The 17,252-nt window shown below is 36.6% G+C and carries 23 protein-coding genes; all 23 read left to right on the top strand.

Annotated features, from left to right (window positions below):
- Nucleotides 1–36: 36 nt before the first annotated feature.
- The 23 genes from ABH968_RS03420 to ABH968_RS03310 all read left to right on the top strand — a co-directional run bounded on the left by ABH968_RS03420 (nucleotide 37) and on the right by ABH968_RS03310 (nucleotide 17,249).
- The gene (locus tag ABH968_RS03420; protein WP_370042550.1) at nucleotides 37–477 is read left to right on the top strand and encodes an ArpU family phage packaging/lysis transcriptional regulator; all 441 of its coding nucleotides are present in this window, start codon (nucleotides 37–39) and stop codon (nucleotides 475–477) included.
- Between the two features lie 496 nt (nucleotides 478–973).
- A complete protein-coding gene (locus tag ABH968_RS03415; protein WP_370042548.1) occupies nucleotides 974–1,498 on the top strand; it encodes a hypothetical protein in 525 nt (174 codons plus the stop codon).
- A 122-nt stretch (nucleotides 1,499–1,620) separates the two neighbouring features.
- On the top strand, nucleotides 1,621–1,815 hold the full coding sequence (locus ABH968_RS03410; RefSeq protein WP_370042546.1) for a hypothetical protein: 195 nt from the start codon (nucleotides 1,621–1,623) through the stop codon (nucleotides 1,813–1,815).
- Nucleotides 1,816–1,918: 103 nt separating this feature from the next.
- Nucleotides 1,919–2,353: a hypothetical protein gene (locus ABH968_RS03405; RefSeq protein WP_370042544.1), complete on the top strand. Its 435-nt coding sequence runs from the start codon at nucleotides 1,919–1,921 to the stop codon at nucleotides 2,351–2,353.
- A gap of 3 nt (nucleotides 2,354–2,356) precedes the next feature.
- Nucleotides 2,357–2,563, top strand: a complete 207-nt coding sequence (locus ABH968_RS03400; protein WP_370042542.1) for a hypothetical protein — start codon at nucleotides 2,357–2,359, stop codon at nucleotides 2,561–2,563.
- A 70-nt stretch (nucleotides 2,564–2,633) separates the two neighbouring features.
- Nucleotides 2,634–2,765 (top strand): hypothetical protein, encoded by a 132-nt coding sequence (locus tag ABH968_RS03395; protein ID WP_370042540.1) that lies wholly within the window; start codon nucleotides 2,634–2,636, stop codon nucleotides 2,763–2,765.
- Nucleotides 2,766–2,983: 218 nt separating this feature from the next.
- Entirely contained in the window at nucleotides 2,984–3,493 is a 510-nt protein-coding gene (locus tag ABH968_RS03390) for a hypothetical protein (protein ID WP_370042539.1), read from the top strand.
- A gap of 1 nt (nucleotide 3,494) precedes the next feature.
- The gene (locus ABH968_RS03385) at nucleotides 3,495–5,294 is read left to right on the top strand and encodes a phage terminase large subunit family protein (protein WP_370042537.1); all 1,800 of its coding nucleotides are present in this window, start codon (nucleotides 3,495–3,497) and stop codon (nucleotides 5,292–5,294) included.
- The gene (locus tag ABH968_RS03380) at nucleotides 5,294–5,527 is read left to right on the top strand and encodes a DUF6148 family protein (protein ID WP_370042536.1); all 234 of its coding nucleotides are present in this window, start codon (nucleotides 5,294–5,296) and stop codon (nucleotides 5,525–5,527) included. The genes ABH968_RS03385 and ABH968_RS03380 overlap by 1 nt, the downstream gene beginning before the upstream one ends.
- A 17-nt stretch (nucleotides 5,528–5,544) precedes the next feature.
- Nucleotides 5,545–7,125 (top strand): phage portal protein, encoded by a 1,581-nt coding sequence (locus tag ABH968_RS03375; protein WP_370042534.1) that lies wholly within the window; start codon nucleotides 5,545–5,547, stop codon nucleotides 7,123–7,125.
- Complete coding sequence (locus tag ABH968_RS03370; protein ID WP_370042532.1) at nucleotides 7,125–8,186, top strand: head maturation protease, ClpP-related; 1,062 nt, start codon at nucleotides 7,125–7,127, stop codon at nucleotides 8,184–8,186. Before ABH968_RS03375 ends, ABH968_RS03370 begins: the two co-directional genes overlap by 1 nt.
- On the top strand, nucleotides 8,186–8,557 hold the full coding sequence (locus ABH968_RS03365) for a head decoration protein (RefSeq protein WP_370042531.1): 372 nt from the start codon (nucleotides 8,186–8,188) through the stop codon (nucleotides 8,555–8,557). Before ABH968_RS03370 ends, ABH968_RS03365 begins: the two co-directional genes overlap by 1 nt.
- 12 nt (nucleotides 8,558–8,569) lie before the next feature.
- On the top strand, nucleotides 8,570–9,634 hold the full coding sequence (locus tag ABH968_RS03360) for a major capsid protein (RefSeq protein ID WP_370042529.1): 1,065 nt from the start codon (nucleotides 8,570–8,572) through the stop codon (nucleotides 9,632–9,634).
- Nucleotides 9,635–9,644: 10 nt separating this feature from the next.
- The gene (locus tag ABH968_RS03355; RefSeq protein WP_370042528.1) at nucleotides 9,645–10,013 is read left to right on the top strand and encodes a hypothetical protein; all 369 of its coding nucleotides are present in this window, start codon (nucleotides 9,645–9,647) and stop codon (nucleotides 10,011–10,013) included.
- 14 nt (nucleotides 10,014–10,027) lie between these two features.
- Complete coding sequence (locus ABH968_RS03350; RefSeq protein ID WP_370042526.1) at nucleotides 10,028–10,357, top strand: hypothetical protein; 330 nt, start codon at nucleotides 10,028–10,030, stop codon at nucleotides 10,355–10,357.
- Nucleotides 10,358–10,365: 8 nt separating this feature from the next.
- Entirely contained in the window at nucleotides 10,366–10,914 is a 549-nt protein-coding gene (locus tag ABH968_RS03345; RefSeq protein ID WP_370042525.1) for a phage tail protein, read from the top strand.
- Between the two features lie 3 nt (nucleotides 10,915–10,917).
- Nucleotides 10,918–11,412: a hypothetical protein gene (locus tag ABH968_RS03340; RefSeq protein WP_370042524.1), complete on the top strand. Its 495-nt coding sequence runs from the start codon at nucleotides 10,918–10,920 to the stop codon at nucleotides 11,410–11,412.
- Nucleotides 11,396–11,701: a hypothetical protein gene (locus ABH968_RS03335; RefSeq protein WP_370042523.1), complete on the top strand. Its 306-nt coding sequence runs from the start codon at nucleotides 11,396–11,398 to the stop codon at nucleotides 11,699–11,701. Before ABH968_RS03340 ends, ABH968_RS03335 begins: the two co-directional genes overlap by 17 nt.
- Before the next feature lie 2 nt (nucleotides 11,702–11,703).
- Nucleotides 11,704–13,143: a phage tail sheath family protein gene (locus ABH968_RS03330; RefSeq protein WP_370042521.1), complete on the top strand. Its 1,440-nt coding sequence runs from the start codon at nucleotides 11,704–11,706 to the stop codon at nucleotides 13,141–13,143.
- A 13-nt stretch (nucleotides 13,144–13,156) separates the two neighbouring features.
- Nucleotides 13,157–13,675, top strand: a complete 519-nt coding sequence (locus ABH968_RS03325) for a phage major tail tube protein (protein WP_370042519.1) — start codon at nucleotides 13,157–13,159, stop codon at nucleotides 13,673–13,675.
- 21 nt (nucleotides 13,676–13,696) lie between these two features.
- On the top strand, nucleotides 13,697–14,050 hold the full coding sequence (locus tag ABH968_RS03320; RefSeq protein WP_370042517.1) for a hypothetical protein: 354 nt from the start codon (nucleotides 13,697–13,699) through the stop codon (nucleotides 14,048–14,050).
- 150 nt (nucleotides 14,051–14,200) lie between these two features.
- Nucleotides 14,201–17,041 (top strand): phage tail tape measure protein, encoded by a 2,841-nt coding sequence (locus tag ABH968_RS03315; protein ID WP_370042515.1) that lies wholly within the window; start codon nucleotides 14,201–14,203, stop codon nucleotides 17,039–17,041.
- A complete protein-coding gene (locus ABH968_RS03310; protein WP_370042514.1) occupies nucleotides 17,034–17,249 on the top strand; it encodes a tail protein X in 216 nt (71 codons plus the stop codon). Before ABH968_RS03315 ends, ABH968_RS03310 begins: the two co-directional genes overlap by 8 nt.
- Nucleotides 17,250–17,252: the final 3 nt, after the last annotated feature.

Genomic DNA, 17,252 nt, shown 5'->3' with positions numbered 1-17,252 from the left:
CTAGGGCATTCCTTTTGAACAGAAGGAGGAACGACTTTGCATTTTGAATTACCTGAATTAGATAGAAAAGCAACACAAGCAGCTGTTGAGCATGAATTAGAAAAATACCGTATTTTTAAGCATTTAACATTTGAGGAAAAAGAAGCAGCTACCACATCACAGCTTAATGACATTGGTGGAGGAAAGGGTAATTTAACGAGTGACCAAACAGGCTCAGTAGCCATTTACAACGTTGATGAACAAAGCGCTAGGCGAAGATATTGTGAGCGTGTAGAACGTGCTGTAAAGAGATTGCCACCAATGGAAAGATTCTTGATTGAAACAAGATATATGGCTGATGATGCTGAATACTTAACAGATATGAAAGTCTATTGTTTTAAGTTTCAACCGCCTATTTCTGCAACTACTTATGACAAAATACGTTGGAAAGCTTTCTACAAACTGGCATTGGATTTAAACATTGCTCGCACTATGTAGAAAAAAAGTAGAAAAAAAGTAGAAAAATAATAGAAAAATAAAATGAAAATATTAGCAATTAAAAATGAAGCATTTGGTTTTATACATGTTAAATTAATATCATCGGGAATTGATTAAGGGAAACCTTAGTTGATTCCTTTTTCATTGTCATGACATTGACTGTACGCTAATTAGCATACACCTTCACTATACGCTAATTAGCATACAGTAGTGTCGCTAATTAGCATACAGTACTATACGCTAATTAGCGTACACTTAAACGAGTTTCTTCTATATATGCAAAATGCCTAAAGAAAACAATAAAGAAAACAATAAAGAAAACTAACTAGCAAATGCATTTTGCTAGGGTAAATCTCAATTTATTTAAAGGAAACTAATAGAGTTATCACAAGCCATGAAAATCCTCCTTTCAGCATGAGATCGTCAAATAGTACGGTCTTTTGTTTATCTTCCAAATAGTTTACAATTGAATAAAACTATTGTTTAGAGGGCCATAATGGAAAAAAGATCTGAAAAATTTAAAGAATCCTACGCAAAAAAATTTGGGAGATATTATTTTTTAATTGGAATATCAATTGCATTTTCAATAATATCTTCTAAATGGGTAATAACACATAACGATGTTTTATCTAATATTTTTGAAATCTATACACCAATTGAAATGATATTATTAATTTTGGGTTTAATACTCTTTATTGAAGGAATCTACTTTTATAGTAAACCCGAAATTATTTACAAAACAAAAAATCTTATTATATTTTTCCCATATATAATTACATATGCATTTATTTGGTGGTTTTACGATTTTAGCAATAATAATAGGCTTCTAGAAGAATTAAGTAGTTTTTATTTAATAACTTACTTGTTTTTAATATGGATCTCAATTTTTTATGAGATTATTAAGCTCTGCAAAGCAATAAAAAATATCATAAAAAACAGCTCAAATGATAGTAAAGACAGATTGTCTATAGTAATTACTATTATTGCAACTATTATTTCGGCAATTGCATTATTCAAATAAATAAGCACGTTCGCTTGTACGTGTGTTTCTAAAAACAAGCATGAGAGGCTACTAAGTTGGTAGTCTCTTTGTATTATTGGTATCCATCTACAATATGATTAATGTAGAAGGAGTGATTACTAATGAAAAAGTTATCCATAACTTATTGTGAAGCAAATGGTAAATGTCATCTTAAAACGTTTACTAACACGATACCTGTATTGCCTAATGTAGGAGATAAAGTAGGGTTGGAAAATTCATTTTACAAAGTAGAGAGACGGGACTTTGTATATGTAGAAGAACTTAATACTGTTGAAGTATATATTTTCTTGAATTAATGCATTAGGTCTCATCAAACGAGGTGTGGCTTTTTATAAATGTCAGTATTCATTTGAATTTCTCCGTGATAAGATATTCCTAGTAAAATCTGGAGGAAACGAAATGAGGAGAATATTAGAAGCTATACTTTGTATATTTGTAGGAATATTTCTATTTGGAATAATGGCCATCACTTTTCAGGTAATTGGAGAAGATAGTTCCAATAAAGCTTCAATTATTGGAGGTATCTTAAGTATGATTGGTGGAGCCATAGGGGCTTTGGGTGCTTATATTGTTGCTACTTATCAAATGAATAAACAAATAGAACATGAAAAGAAAAAAGAAGAAATACAAAGAAAAGAAAACATTGAACAAACTTTAAAAGTATTAGAACGATTAAACCTCGAAGTTATAAGTTTCACAGAATATTTTATTAAAGAGTTCGCTAAACCATATAATAGAGAAAGGATTGTTAAATTAAAAATTAGTGAAAGCGATCTTCTTTGGATAGTAAATAATATTAATAATATTAACTACGAAATTCTCAAGGAAGATTAAAGTGTGGACTATTTATTATTTAGCAGAAGTGTCTATAATCTGTATATTGATATTACAGGGTTTCAGCATATTCCTGATTCATTGAAACCGGATAATTTACTACGATTAAGCAATTTAACGCAAGAGAGAAATAATAAGTTTAAAGCCTTTGATGAATATATAAAAAAACAGATTAAAGAAATAGGGAAACAAATAGAAGATTTAAAATAAATTCTTAGTCATGTCATTACGACATGGCTTTTTATTATGTTTTTAACTATGAATTGTGGAGGGATGAACAATGAAAGAATACATTGATAAGTTCAAGGAGTTAAAAGAAGGTGCTAGGGCATTAGGTGCAACAACAAGTAAAAGCTCAACGCGTGTTGCCAATGCTTTAAAGAAGATTGCTAAACGAACTGAAGAAGGATGAAAACAAAAAAGTTGAAGGAAAAGAATAGGTTCTTCTAGGACTTTTATTGCATGCGGGGCTTGCGAGCCCCAAAAGTGGTCTATTTTTATTCAAAAAATTTCACTTTCGCTTTCGCTTGTGGGAGCTAAAAGTTACAACTTTGAAAAAAATCTTTCATCTAATGCTTAGAGAATTGAAGTAAGGATAAATGTAAAAAAAGCGAAAGTGAGGTGTGAGATATGACAAAATCTAAAGCGAAAGTAGAAGACCTTGCTACTTTGGAAATTGGAACAAGCGAATTTGCAAAATTGGTAGGGAAAACGCCGCAATGGATTCGTCAGTTAACACGTGATGGTGTACTCACACAATGCGGCCGTGGAAAATATAATATGGCAGAAAATATACTTGCTTATATTGAGTATGCTTCAGGTGGTAAAGAGGAAGATGGGAAACTACGTCATGTTGATGTTAAAACTGAGCATGAAATTTTAAAGAAAGAAAAAACAGAATTACAAGTACGGCAATTACGAGGACAATTACACGCGGCAGAGGATGTCCGCCTGGTAATGGGTGATATGATTTTAAGCGCTAAATCGAAATTATTGTCATTGCCAACACGGATTAGCCCACAGTTGGATGGTGAATCAGCTAAAACGATTGAACAAACTTTAAATCAAGAAATCGCAGATGCCTTGAGCGTTTTAGTAGATTATTCGCCAAAACTTTTCAAAAAAGAAAGTAGCGAATAAGTTGGTTGCGGAAAAAACGATCGATTTATTTAAAGATTTAGCGCAACTGTGGTCTCCACGTCCGAATTTAACAGTTTCAGAGTGGGCTGATAATTATCGTATTTTAACTTCTGATACATCTGCTGAGCCAGGTCCATGGCGTACAAGTCGTGCACCATATATGCGAGAAATCATGGACTGTATTACAGATTCAAACATTGAAGAAGTAGCAATTATGGCATCGGCTCAGGTTGGTAAAACAGAGTTTATGTTGAATATGGTTGGTTATCATATTGATTATGATCCATGTCCAATTATGTTCATGCTGCCAAACAAAAAATTAATTAGATATTTCTCAACAACAAGGCTCTCCACAATGATTGAAGCGAGCGAAGCATTACGAGATAAAGTAGCAAAAAACGCAGGTAACACAATCGACGAAAAAGCCTTTTTGGGTGGTTCAATTGCGATTGTTGGTGCAAATGCAGCTAAATCTTTATCAAGTAGACCAATTCGAATTTTGCTATGTGACGAGGTAGACCGTTATCCAGTATCAGCTGGTAAGGAAGGGGATCCAATCAATTTAGCAAAAATGCGTACAACAACTTTCCCATCTAACCGAAAGCATGTTTATGTATCGACGCCACTTGACAAAGGTACTTCACGTATTGAACAACTTTATGAAGATAGTACGATGGAGCAATGGTCATTGGTTTGTCCGTCTTGTGGCACATTCCAGCCAATTAATTGGGGGCAAATAAAATTCGAATATCACAAAACAGATGATAACGAATTTATTGTTGATGAAGTTAATCATGCATGTAGTGAATGCGGCTGTTTACATAGCGAACGTGAATGGAAGCGTGCTGAAGGTAAATGGATTGCACAAAAGAAACATTCGCGTCGTCGTGGCTTCCATTTGAACCAATTCGCGAGTCCATGGGTAACGTGGGAGAAAATCGTGAGAGATTTTTTAGAAGCGAAACGTGACGGACTGGAAAAGTTGAAAACATGGAAGAACACAGTTTTAGGTGAGTCATGGGAAGAACAAGGAACGACGGTTGATGAAGAAATATTATTTGAACGTCGTGAAAAGTACGATGCCGAAGTGCCTGAGCAAGTTAAAGTACTCACAGCTGCTGTCGACGTCCAAGACGATCGATTTGAAATTGAAGTAGTTGGATGGGGAGCTGGTCGAGAGTCATGGGGGATTGAATATCATGTTTTATATGGAGACTTGAAGCGAGAAGAAACATGGCAGCAGCTTGACTTATGGCTTCAAAAACGTTGGAGCAAAGCAAATGGTAAGCAATTTGGTATTACCTGTACTTGCATCGACTCAGGTGGTCACTTCACACAGGAGGTCTACCGTTTTACGAAAGTTAGGGAAGCACGGCGAATTTATGCTGTTAAGGGTGCCAGCGCGGTCAAAGGCGAATACATTCCACTTTTAGCAGGTACATCAAGACCAAAACCGTTGAAAACACTACTTGTTCGTCTCGGTGTTAATGATGGGAAGGCTCGTGTTTTGTCCAGTCTTCAGGTAGATGAACCTGGTCCAAACTATTGTCATTTTCCAAAAGGACAAGGCTATGAACTAAACTTTTTTCTTGGTTTAACAGCTGAGAAGCTGGAAACACGTCATGAAAAAGGGAGACCTTATCATATATGGGTCAAGAAACGAGCTCGGAACGAACCATTTGATTTACGTGTCTATAATACAGCAGCAATCGAAATAGTAAATCCGAACTTTGAAAAAGAATACGCTGGTACTTATGGTGTTAAGAAAAAAAGAAAAAGAGTAAGGGAGGTAAATTATTAATGGCTATTACATTAGAGGAAGCTCAAGAAAATCTAAGGATATGGTTAGAGGCTGAGCGTGCTATTGCAAATGCACAAAGTTATACAATAAGTAATCGAAGTTTAACAAAAGCCAATTTATCTGAAGTCGCTAAACGAATTTCCTATTGGGAAAATAAAGTTTCTGAGCTTGAAATGACTCAAAAGGGAAAAAGAATGCGCAGAACAAAACAATTTATTCCACGTGATTGTTAAAAAGGTAGGTGAGAATAATGAATAGTTTTAAACAAGGTGTAAAAAAAGTTAAAAACTTTATAAGTGGCAAAAGAGAGAACGCTACAGAGAACGCTACTTTAAAAAATGAACCTGTAAATTCTACTGGCTATGGCAATCATGCTGCAAGTAGTACAAAACGTTCTGTCGTTGGTTGGATTAGTTCTTTAAGTGATCCAATTGACGATATAGAGCGCAATGTCGAAACGATGCGTGAACGTTCCAGAGATTTGTATATGGGTGCACCTATCGCTAGTGGATCATTAAAATCAATAGTAACCAACGTCGTCGGTTATGAGCTGAAATTAAATGCTCAAATTGACGGCGATTTTTTAGGCCTTTCACAAGAAGAAGCCGAAGCTATTGAGGATAAAATTGAGCGCGAATTTGAATATTGGGCTGATTCTAAAAATTGTGATGCAAATCGCATGTGTGACTTCGGTCAATTGCAACAATTGGCACTTTTATCAACTTTAGCTTCTGGGGACTGTTTTGCCATTCTACCTTATAAAAAACGAGTTGGTTCACTGTATGAACTTACAGTGAAATTAATTGAAGCTGATAGAATTTGTAATCCAGTGATCAATACATTTTATGAAGAACGGTTGATAAACGGCGTAGAGATAGATTCAACAGGCGAAGTTATTGCCTATCATATTGCAGATAAACATCCAAACAGCTCTTTGACTGGTCAAAATGATTGGAAGCGAATTGAAAAGTATGGAAAGCTCTCTGGACGTTTAAATGTTATTCATTTATTAGATATTGAACGTCCAGAACAACGTCGTGGAATACCGATTTTAGCACCTGTTATCGAAGGCTTAAAACAAATTGATCGATATACTGATGCTGAATTAATGGCAGCGGTAATAAGTGGTATGTATTCAGTATTTATTACAACAGAAGCTTCACAGCAAGGCGAGTTTGGTGGAGGTTTTGGAGAAGCGGATGACGACGAGGAAGATAATTCAAAAATAAATATCGGAAATGGCTCTGTCACATTTCTTCGTGAAGGAGAAAAAATTCAAGAATCGAACCCTGGTAGACCAAATCCAAATTTTGATGCTTTTACAACTGCTATTTTTCGTCAAATAGGGGTTGCTTTAGAGATACCTTATGAAGTATTAATGAAACATTTTACTTCTTCTTATTCAGCGTCTAGAGGTGCATTACTTGAAGCCTGGAAAATGTTTAAAAAGCGTCGAATATGGTTAGCTAAAAACTTTTGCCAGCCTATTTATGAAGAGTTTCTTGCGGAAGCAGTTTTAAAAGGACGTATACATGCACCAGGCTTTTTTGATGATCCTTTAATTCGAAAAGCATATTGTAGTGCAGAATGGAATGGACCAACACAAGGTCAATTAGATCCTAAAAAAGAAGTAGAAGCGGCAATTTTACGAATTGAATCGGATTTGAGCACTCGTACTCGAGAAGCACAAGAATTAACAGGAACTGATTTCTTCCGTAATCATGAATTAAGAAAACGTGAGGAACAGTTGCGAAACGAAGCAGGTTTTAATGCACCTGTAAATATAAATATTCAATCTGATAAATCAGATGAAGGAGGTGAGAAAGAATAATGAGAGTGGAAATTAAAGGACCTGTTATTAACGATGGTGATCAATGGATCTACGATTATTTTTGTATTCCAGCTGTGAGCCCTGGGAAGGTATTAAACTCTATCGACCAGGCTATTAAAAACAACCATAAAGAGTTACAAGTTGTGATAAATAGTGGAGGCGGTTCTGTTTTTAGTGCTTCTGAAATTTATACAGCACTAAAATCTTTTGGAGGTACAGTTAATGTCGAAATTGTCGGGGTTGCTGCAAGTGCTGCATCTGTAATTGCAATGGCAGGAACGAGTGTTGTCATGTCGCCTACTGCACAAATGATGATCCATAATGCAGCAAATGGTGCGCAGGGTGATTATCAAGTAATGGATGATAATAGTGAGTTCTTGAAAAATGTAAATGCTTCTATTATCAATTCCTATACTGCAAAAACAGGTAAGTCTAGTGATGAGCTGAAAACTATGATGGATAAAACAACATGGATGACAGCTCAACAAGCTAAAGAGCATGGTTTTATCGATGCAATTATGTTTGAAAAAGAAGTCGGTGCGGTTGCTGATTTAGGCATTAACAGCGTAATACCTCAAGAAGTCATTGATAAAGTAAGGCAACAAATGGCAAAAGACCCTGCAGCGAATGTTGTAAATCAAGCTAACAATTTAATAAATGAAAATAAAGATAATGGGGGAAATGATGTTATGGACTTACAGACGTTACAAAATGAACATCCGGAACTATTTGAGCAAGTGAAAAATATGGGGTACGCAGAAGGTGTAAAAGCTGAAAACTCTAGAATCAAAGCAATTGAAGATATTTCAGTGCCAGGGAATGAAGCATTAGTTAACAACGCGAAATATGAAAATCCCATTCCAGCTGCACAATTTGCAATTAATGCTTTAAAGGCTCAAAAAGAACAAGCTCAAAATCAATTAATTAATATGCAAAAAGATGCTGCACCATTAAACGAAATTCCTGGTTCTAATGCGCCGGTTCAATCCGATCCTATGGATGATGTAGAAAAAGAAGCTGAAGCGTTAGCTAATATTTTTGCAAAAGGAGGAAAACAATAATGAAGTTAAATGGACAAGTAGGCACTTATGAGCCAAACAATTTAATCTATGATACTTCATTTCCCATTCAAACAGGAGCAGCTAAATTAAAAGCTGGTCAAGGTCTTTTATTACAAGGAACAATCATTGGTAAAGACAGTGAAGGGGAATATTTAGTAGCTAGTACAACTGCTACAACGCCAATCGTTGCAGATGCCATTTTGACGGATGACGTTGACACAGGTAGTGAGCCTGGTAAGTCTGTTTTTGCTGAAACTTATATTTCAGGATCATTTAATTCAGATGCTTTACTTACAGATGGGACAGATAAAGTATCTGTTCATTATGATGTTTTACGCACTAAAGGAATTTATTTAAAGGCTTCAATTTAAGGAGGAACAAACATGGAACTATATAAAACTCTTACAATATTAAAAGCTATTACCCAAATGCCAAAAGTGCACACATTCTTGCGTGACACTTTTTTTAATTCAGTAGAAACATTCCCAACTGAAGATGTTCTAATCGATTACACAAAGGGTAAACGTAAAATGGCACCTTTTGTTGCACCACGCACGGGTGGTGTAACGATTAAACGAAATGGTTATCGTACTGAAAAATATACTGCTCCACGTATTGCTCCACAAAAATCATTAACGATTGATGATATTACAAAGCGTTTAGCTGGTGAAAGTATAGTTAGTACAAAAACACCTGCCCAACGAGCACGTGAGCTTTTAGCAAATGATTTGATCGAATTAAATGAAATGATTAGCCGTCGTGAGGAGTGGCTTGCAGCTCAAACATTGATTAACGGTAAAGTTATCATGAAGGGTCACACTGGTGAAGGTCCGGATAGTTTTGTGGAACAGGAACTTGATTTTAACTTTACTCAAGGTGTCACTTTATCAGGTACTGACAAGTGGGATAACTACACTGAAAAATCCGAGGGAGAATATGTTTCGAATCCGTACCAAGATATTAAAGAATGGCGTAAAGAAGTAACAAAAAAATCAGGTGTGGCACCTGACACATTAATTCTTGGAGAAAATGCAGAAAAGGCATTTATAAACCATCCAATTATTAAAGAAATGTTTGATAAAAAGAATATGAATTTCGGTAATATTGAACCTAGTATTAAAAGTGATGCTGTAACTTTCATCGGCAAGTTACCAGGGTTAGGTGTCGAAATCTATACTTATGATGATTGGTATTTAGATGATGATGGAAAAGAGCAACCATACATCCCTGTAGATACGGCTATTCTAGCGAAGAAAAATTTTGCTGGCTTTGCATATGGTGCTATTACACAAATGGAAAAGAATGATGAGTTCATGACTTATGAAGGTGAGCGTGTTCCTAAAATCTGGGCGGATCATCAGAATGAGCAAAAAATGGTTCGCCTTGCATCTCGTCCTATTCCGAAGCCAGGAAATGTAGATGCATGGTTAACTTCAAAAGTAGTCTAGGAGGGTTTGTATGAAAGGATACAAAGTATTATCTTCTTTACGTCATAATGGTAAACGATATCATATTGATGATTTTCTCGAAGAATCGGCAATAACAGAAAATGAGAGTGCTAGGCTTTTAAAATTAGGTGTTGTTACTGCAGTTGTAAAAGAGGATGCAACAGTAATTCCAACTGTTAAAGAACCAACTGAAACTAATGTACATGAAGATGAACCTATCGAAAAGACATTGGATCTTAACTTTGAATTAGATGAGTTAAAAGATGGTGCTAAAAAACAAGGTCTAGATTGGAAAGGTAATATTAGCAAGTCAAACGTTATTGCTTTAATTGTGGAAAATGATAAAACGGCATATTTCTTAGATCAGTTAGAGGACTAAGGGAGCGTGGAAATATGAATTTTAAGGAAGCATTAGAAAAAGACCTTTCTAGTGTTTTTTTTAATGCCAATGAATTTGCAGAAGAACATGAATTAGAGGGGAAAGCGTTAGGCTTAGTAGTTGAAGATTCTAGTCTTGAAGAACTGAAAGGCTATGGGAAAGATCAATTAAGTGCTGCACAAGAAGTGTTTTCACATTTCAAAACAATTTTTGTGAGAAGTAGTGATTTTTACGTCCCGAAAGTCGGCAGTATTTTAGTTTTAGACGGGAATGAATATTATGTAGAAGAATCCGCAGAAGATATGGGTATTATTCGTATTGTAATCAGCGCAAATGAAAGCTAGGTGTCTATATGATTGAATTAAAATTGCATCATGTAGAAAGATTAGAAGAATTGTTCTCCAAAACACCAAAAGAGGCACGAACAGTATTCGCTCGGGCCATTAATAGATCGGCTGTGACTGCACGATCAAAGGCAAGTCAAGAAATTAGAGCGAAATATATTATTCGTGCTTCTGATGCAAAAAGTGCTATTAAAATAAATAAAGCAAACGCAAGTAAACTTTCTGCACAAGTTCGTGCAAGTGGACCTGTTACACCATTGATGAAGTTCGATGTAACACCTACAAAACCTAATAATGCAATAGTTCGTGCACGTGTTAAAAAAAGTGGTGGAAGAAAGCCGATTACACATGGATTCATTGCCGGGATGAGTAATTCACACACTAATGTATTTACACGTGTAGGTAAAAGTAGATTGCCGATTAAGGGGCTATACGGACCATCTATAGCACAAATGATGGGTGAAGATACAGTGATTAAAAGTATTGCTACTCATGCCCAAGAAACGCTTGATAAGCGTATGGAGCATGAAATGAATCGATTACTATATGGAGGATAATTAATGGATTCACTAAACATGACAGATGAATTGGTTACTTTTTTAACAGATTCATTAGCAGATATACGTTTACCAACAAAGGATGAAAATATATTAAAAGCACCAACTGTATATGACGGTTATTCACCGCCGAAAAAGAATGTAAGACGTGGTGAAGACGATACAGAACAGGACGATTACCCATTTGTAATTGTCCGTTTTTTATTTGAAAAAGATAACTTAAAAGATGAAAACGTCATGAAATTTAGATTTGTAATAGGTACTTATAGCAAAGATGAGCGCCAAGGATGGCGTGAAACTTTAGATGTGATGAATCACATTAAATTTGCTTTAAAAGAGGTAGTTAGCGTGGGTCCTGGTCTTTTGACGGGGGAAATTGAATCAGCCCTTTTTGAAGAGCAACCAAAACCATTGTGGCATGGAGTCATGGAGGTAGACTTTGCAACACCACCAGTTCAATTAGATAGGAGTGTATTAGGAGATGACTTCAACTATTAAAAAACAACAAGCAGATGCAAAACAAGTTGGCGAGGTATTAGAGGAAAGTGTTAAACATGAAATCCTTTTGTACGTTGGGCCAACAATCAAAGGTTTACAACGATTCAGCTCTTTTGTAGGAGGATATCCAGAACATTTTAAAGAGCACCTGGAACAATCACCAGCATTTAAAAAAATGTTCATTCTACCAGAAAAATTAAATGAATTTCAAAATAACATGGTAGATGCTTATTCAGTTGAATCGATGTTATTTAAAAAGACAGAAGAATATTTTAGCGAGGTGAAATAAAAATGGCACGACATGGTTCAAGAGTAAGAGAAAATCCTACCTCTTTATCAGTACCAGTGGTAGCTACAGCAACACTTCCAGTTGTTTTTGGTACAGCACCAATCAATCTAGCTGAAACGCTTGAAAACGTAAATAAACCTGTTTTAGCCTATTCGTTCGGTGAGTATGCAAAAGCGTTAGGATATTCGGATGACTGGAAAAACTACACGCTCGGTGAAATGGCTGATTTAGCCTTTAGACAATTTAATGTAGGTCCAGTTGTGTTTGTTAACGTTTTAGATCCTGATAAACACAAAATAAACGAGAACGCATCACTAAAGGTAGAAAATAAAAAAGGTGTTATTGAAACTGAGGGTATTTTATTAAAATCTTTAGAGGTTCTTAATAATGATACCGAATTAAAAAGCGATAAAGACTATATTGCATCATTTAATGAAGATGGCCAAGTAGTCATAGCACTATTGATTGATAATGTAACAACATTAGAGGTTAAATACGATAAATTAACGCCTGAATCAATTACAAACAACCATATTATTGGTGGGTATGACATTAATACAGGAAAAAACACAGGATTAGAATTACTCAATACGGTGTTTCCTAAACTTAGTATGGTACCAGGCCTTGTACTTGCTCCTGGGTTTTCAAAGGATCCAACAGTAGCTGCAGTTATGAAAGCAAAAGCATCCTCTATTAATACGTACTTTAAAGCGCAATCCTTAGACGATGTGAATACGCTTGAAGCAAATACTTATACAAAGGTTAATGAATGGAAAAATAAAAACAACTACACAGGTGAAAATGAGGTTGTTTGTTGGCCACTTGCTGGATTAGGAGATAAGGTATATCACTTATCGACTCATATTGCTTGTCGAATTATGAAAACGGCATATGAAAACGGTGATTTTCCACACGAATCACCATCCAATAAATCATTACCAATGACAAAATTGTTAGTTAAAACAAAGGATGGATATGATGAGGTTGATTTAGGGCCTGATCAAGCAGAACTACTGAATAACCAAGGTATCACAACAGCACTGAATTTTATTGGCGGTTGGCGAGCTTGGGGCAACTATACAGGTGCTTATCCAGCTAACACTGACGTTAAAGATATTTTTACCCCAGTAAGAATCACACACAATTGGTTAGGAAATACAATCATTTTAACAACTTGGAACAAGGTAGATGGTCCAATAGGAAAAAGATTGAGAGACAACGTTTTGGACACGATGAGTATGTGGTTGAACGGTCTACAAGGTGAAGGTGTTCTCATTGGAGCACGAGTTGAATTTAGGGAAGAAGATAACCCTATAACAGACTTGAATAGTGGAATAATCCGTTTTCGTTATTACGTGGCAGAACCAACTCCAGCCCAAGATATTGATAACATCTTAGAATTCGATGCAAATTATTATAAAACACTATTCATTAGTGATTAAGGGGGTAAAATAAATGCTTTTTCCTGAAAAATTAAATGAATTTAGGGTCTACGTTAATGATAAACCTGATTTACTAGGTGTATCAGATATTGAATTACCTGAATTAAATTTCATGTCAGAAACGATTAACGGTGGCGGTATTTTTGGTGAGTATGAGGCACCTAACTTCGGCCATTTAGAATCAATGCAGCTAAAAATCAATTGGCGTGTTATTACGAATGAATTAATTGACTTTTACAAACCTGACGGAATCAAAGTGGATTGTCGTATGGCTAATCAACACTTCAATACAAAAAATCGTAAACATGAACTTACTCCTTCACGAGTACTAGTTCAAGGGTCAGTAACCAAAAACTCTCTTGGTAAAGTTGAAAAAGGATCTCCATATGATGGTTCATCCGAAGTTGAGATTCATTATATTAAGATTGAAGATAATGGCAAGATACTTTATGAATATGATCGTCATAATTACATTTATAGAGTTGATGGTATAGATTATGGTGCAAGACTACGAGAAGCATTAGGACTATAAAACATAAAGGAGCAAATTAAAATGGAAAAAAATCAAGAAATTCAAAATGTAGAGGTAAAAGAAGAAAAAGCAGCAGTTGTTGAAAATCCAAATTTAAAAATTATTACTTTAAAGAGTCCTATCAAAATTGATAGGGCTCTTTTAAATGAAATTAAATTGGATTTTGGAAAAATGACTGGCGCCGATGTATTAAAAATTGATAAGGAATTAAAAGCAGAAGGTCATGCAGATGGATTTAACTCAGTTGGAGATCAGCAAGTTTGTGTCAGAATCGCTTCCAGAGCATCAGGAATTTTAGTAGATGATTTAGAGCGATTAGGATTAGTAGACTTTGCAGAAGTAACATTCTCAGCTCGAAATTTTTTCTTCCAATAGTAGGTGTAGATGGTGGGAGCAAAGAAATAAGAAGGTTACTACTATCCTTAGCATCTAATTCCTTTACATCAATTGAATATTGGGAAAAACAACCCTTTTCGTCGTTGAAAGAATGGACAGAAGTGATGAATGAGGGAGGAGCGAAAGACGATGGCTAAAAGCTTTGATATGACTTTTGAGATAAATGGTAAAGTCGGTAGCTCCTTCAACAATATCTTTTCAAAAGCTACAACAAATTTAGGTGATTTAAAAAGCCGTGCTCGAGAAGCACAACGCGAACTAGATCGATTAGGGCGCGATTTTAAAAACGGGAAGATTCACCAATCTCAATATGCAGAAAGCACAGCAAAACTCTCTCGCGAGTTAAAACAGTTAGAGGGTAGCCAACGACGTATCAGCGCGTTAAAATCCACTTTTTCAAGTGGTATGAATACAGCTAAAACAGTAGCAGGCGTAGGAGCTGTTGGAGCAGCTGCTACAGCTGCAGGTGTAGCTATGTCATCACTTAATACAGCCGCAAATTTCCAACAGCAGATGTCAAAAGTATCTGCAATATCTGGAGCCGTTGGCGCAGATTTTGGCAGATTGAACACTGAGGCACAAAATCTTGGTAAGTCGACTGTATTTTCTGCTACTCAAGCAGCAGAGGGAATGGAATACCTCGCATTAGCTGGTTGGAAAACAGATGCAATTATCAGTGCGATGCCTGGTATGCTAAATCTTGCGGCAGCAGGTTCTATGGATTTAGGTCGAGCAGCAGATATAACGAGTGATACGATGCAAGCATTTGGCATGAACGCAAATAAAGCCGGACATGCTGCAGACGTATTTGCTTATGCTCAAGCTAACGCTAATACAAACGTTGAGATGATTGGTGAAGCTATGAAATATGCAGCTCCCACAGCAAATCAGTTTAAATGGTCACTCGAAGAAACATCTGCAGCAATGATGGCACTTGCTAACCAAGGTTTGAAGGGTTCGGTTGCAGGTCAAGCATTTGCAAGCTCAATGGGTCGATTAGCTGAGGACAAAGGTAAAATAGCGCAAAAAACAAAAAAATTAGGCATGGAGTTTTTTGATGCTCAAGGAAAAATGAAGTCTCTGCCTGCCTTGATAAAAGAGATAGAAAAAGGTACAGCAGGGATGAGTGATAAGCAGCGAGTTAATACGCTACAAACACTATTTGGTGCAGAAGCATTTAAACATTGGGCTATTTTACTTTCGACTGGTTCAGATGAACTTCAACGAATGACAACGGCATTAGAGAAATCAGATGGAACTGCAGCAAAAATGTCGGCAACGATGGTAGACAACTATGCTGGTTCCCTTACTCTATTAAAGAGTAGTATCGAGGGGGCCCAAATCAAGTTCATGGAACCTATTTTACCTGTGTTTCAAAAGTTTTTCGGTGGTATAACAGGAACCCTTGATAAAAATATGGGCAGTATTGAAAAAGCTGGTGAAGCTACAGCAAAAATCTTAAGTGAAATTACAGCACCATTCAGCACTGAAAAGCCAATTAAACCAAAAATCACACCTGATATGGATCCTGCTGATGCCCAAAGGATGATGGTGCAATACAGCAAAGACCTACAAAAATACAACATGTTTAATGATATGGGCTTTGGCGACAAAGTTGAATACATGTTAGATACAGCTATCCAAAAGGCAGAATCTTGGTTAGGTGGACCAGGTGGCGAAGCTATGGGTAGAATCTTTACAAAGCTTGGCACCATTGCAGGAAAAGCATGGCTTGCTGGGTTAACTGGTGCAGCTAGTGGAGCAGTATCAAGTGCTTTAGAAGGGAATTTTAGTGGTGCAATTGGGTTAGGTGGAGCTGCTATGATGATGGGCGGTGGCACACTGCTTAAAGGTGGTATTGGTGCAGGTAGATGGGCTATGGAGAGACGAGGCAAAAAAGGTGGTACCAACAAAGGTTCATCAAAAGATAACGACTCATCCAGTGTTTCTGTTGAACCAACAGAATCCAAGAAGAAAAAAGGAACTAAAAATGGTACTAATAAAGGATCTGTAAAGACACCAAAAGGTGGTAATGGAGGCAAAAAATCAGTCTTTTCATCAATTTGGGATACAGGAAAAGGTCTTTTCAAAGGCGGTGGAAAAGCTGTATCTTCTGCAGGTAAATGGATTGGTAAAGGGATCGCCCCATTAGGAATTGCTATGGGTGTAAGCGACATTTTTAAATCAAGTGATAAGGTTAAAACAACCGGAGAAACTGCAGGAGGAGCTATTGGTGGCTGGGGTGGTGCAAAGGCAGGAGCTGCATTGGGTACAGCTATCGCTCCTGGTATTGGCACAGCAATAGGAGGCGTACTTGGTGGTGCAGCTGGATATTTCGGTGGCAAATGGCTAGGTGGAAAAGCTGTAGATACAGCAAGAGATAGTGGCGAGGCTGCTAAAGTTACACCAGAACCAGCGCGGGCACTGGCACCGAAACCGACACCAGTATCTGCACCAACAAAACAGGCAAGTCCTGAAGCTGCTAAATCCATCGATACTACAAAGTTAAATGATTCTGCCAATAAACTTGCAACGACTTTAGAAACCACTAATACAGCATTTACAACAATATCTACAAGTGCACCGTTGGTTGGTCAAAATATGACTACCTTAGCGACAGGTATTGGTACAGCAAGTACAACTATCCTTGGAGCTTTTACAACACTTCAAACAAGTACCAGTACAACAGCTGCTAACTTGAATAATTTGACGATGTATTCAGGACAAGTAAGTACAAACTTTTTCACGTCCTTTTACTCGTTGAAAACATCAACTGATCTATCAAGTTCGAACATGTCTACTTTAGCATCAACAATTGGACAGGCATCTGGATGGGTTGCATCAATACAAGGTATTCAATCGGCTGCTCAAAATGTAATAGCTGCTTTAAACAGTCTCAAAGTACGTATCGATAGTACACAAATTCCAAGTGGTGGCGGGGCTACATCAAGGAGGACGCAATATGAATAGTTATACGACTATCCAAGGAGATACGTGGGATCTAATTGCATACAAGTTATGGGGGAGCGAGTATTTGCTCCCTCTTTTACTTGAAGCAAATCCGAAGCATAGAAATATTTTATTCTTTTCAGGTGATGTTGTATTAAATGTTCCTGAGATTGATACAGCTATTTATACTGCACGTCCAGTATGGCTTGGAGAGGATGATGACCTATAAGCG

Source organism: Lysinibacillus sp. RC79 (genome assembly GCF_041262405.1).
Taxonomy (GTDB): domain Bacteria; phylum Bacillota; class Bacilli; order Bacillales_A; family Planococcaceae; genus Lysinibacillus.
The sequence above is the reverse complement of the archived record's forward strand: the minus strand, read 5'-3'. Positions and strand labels throughout refer to the sequence as shown.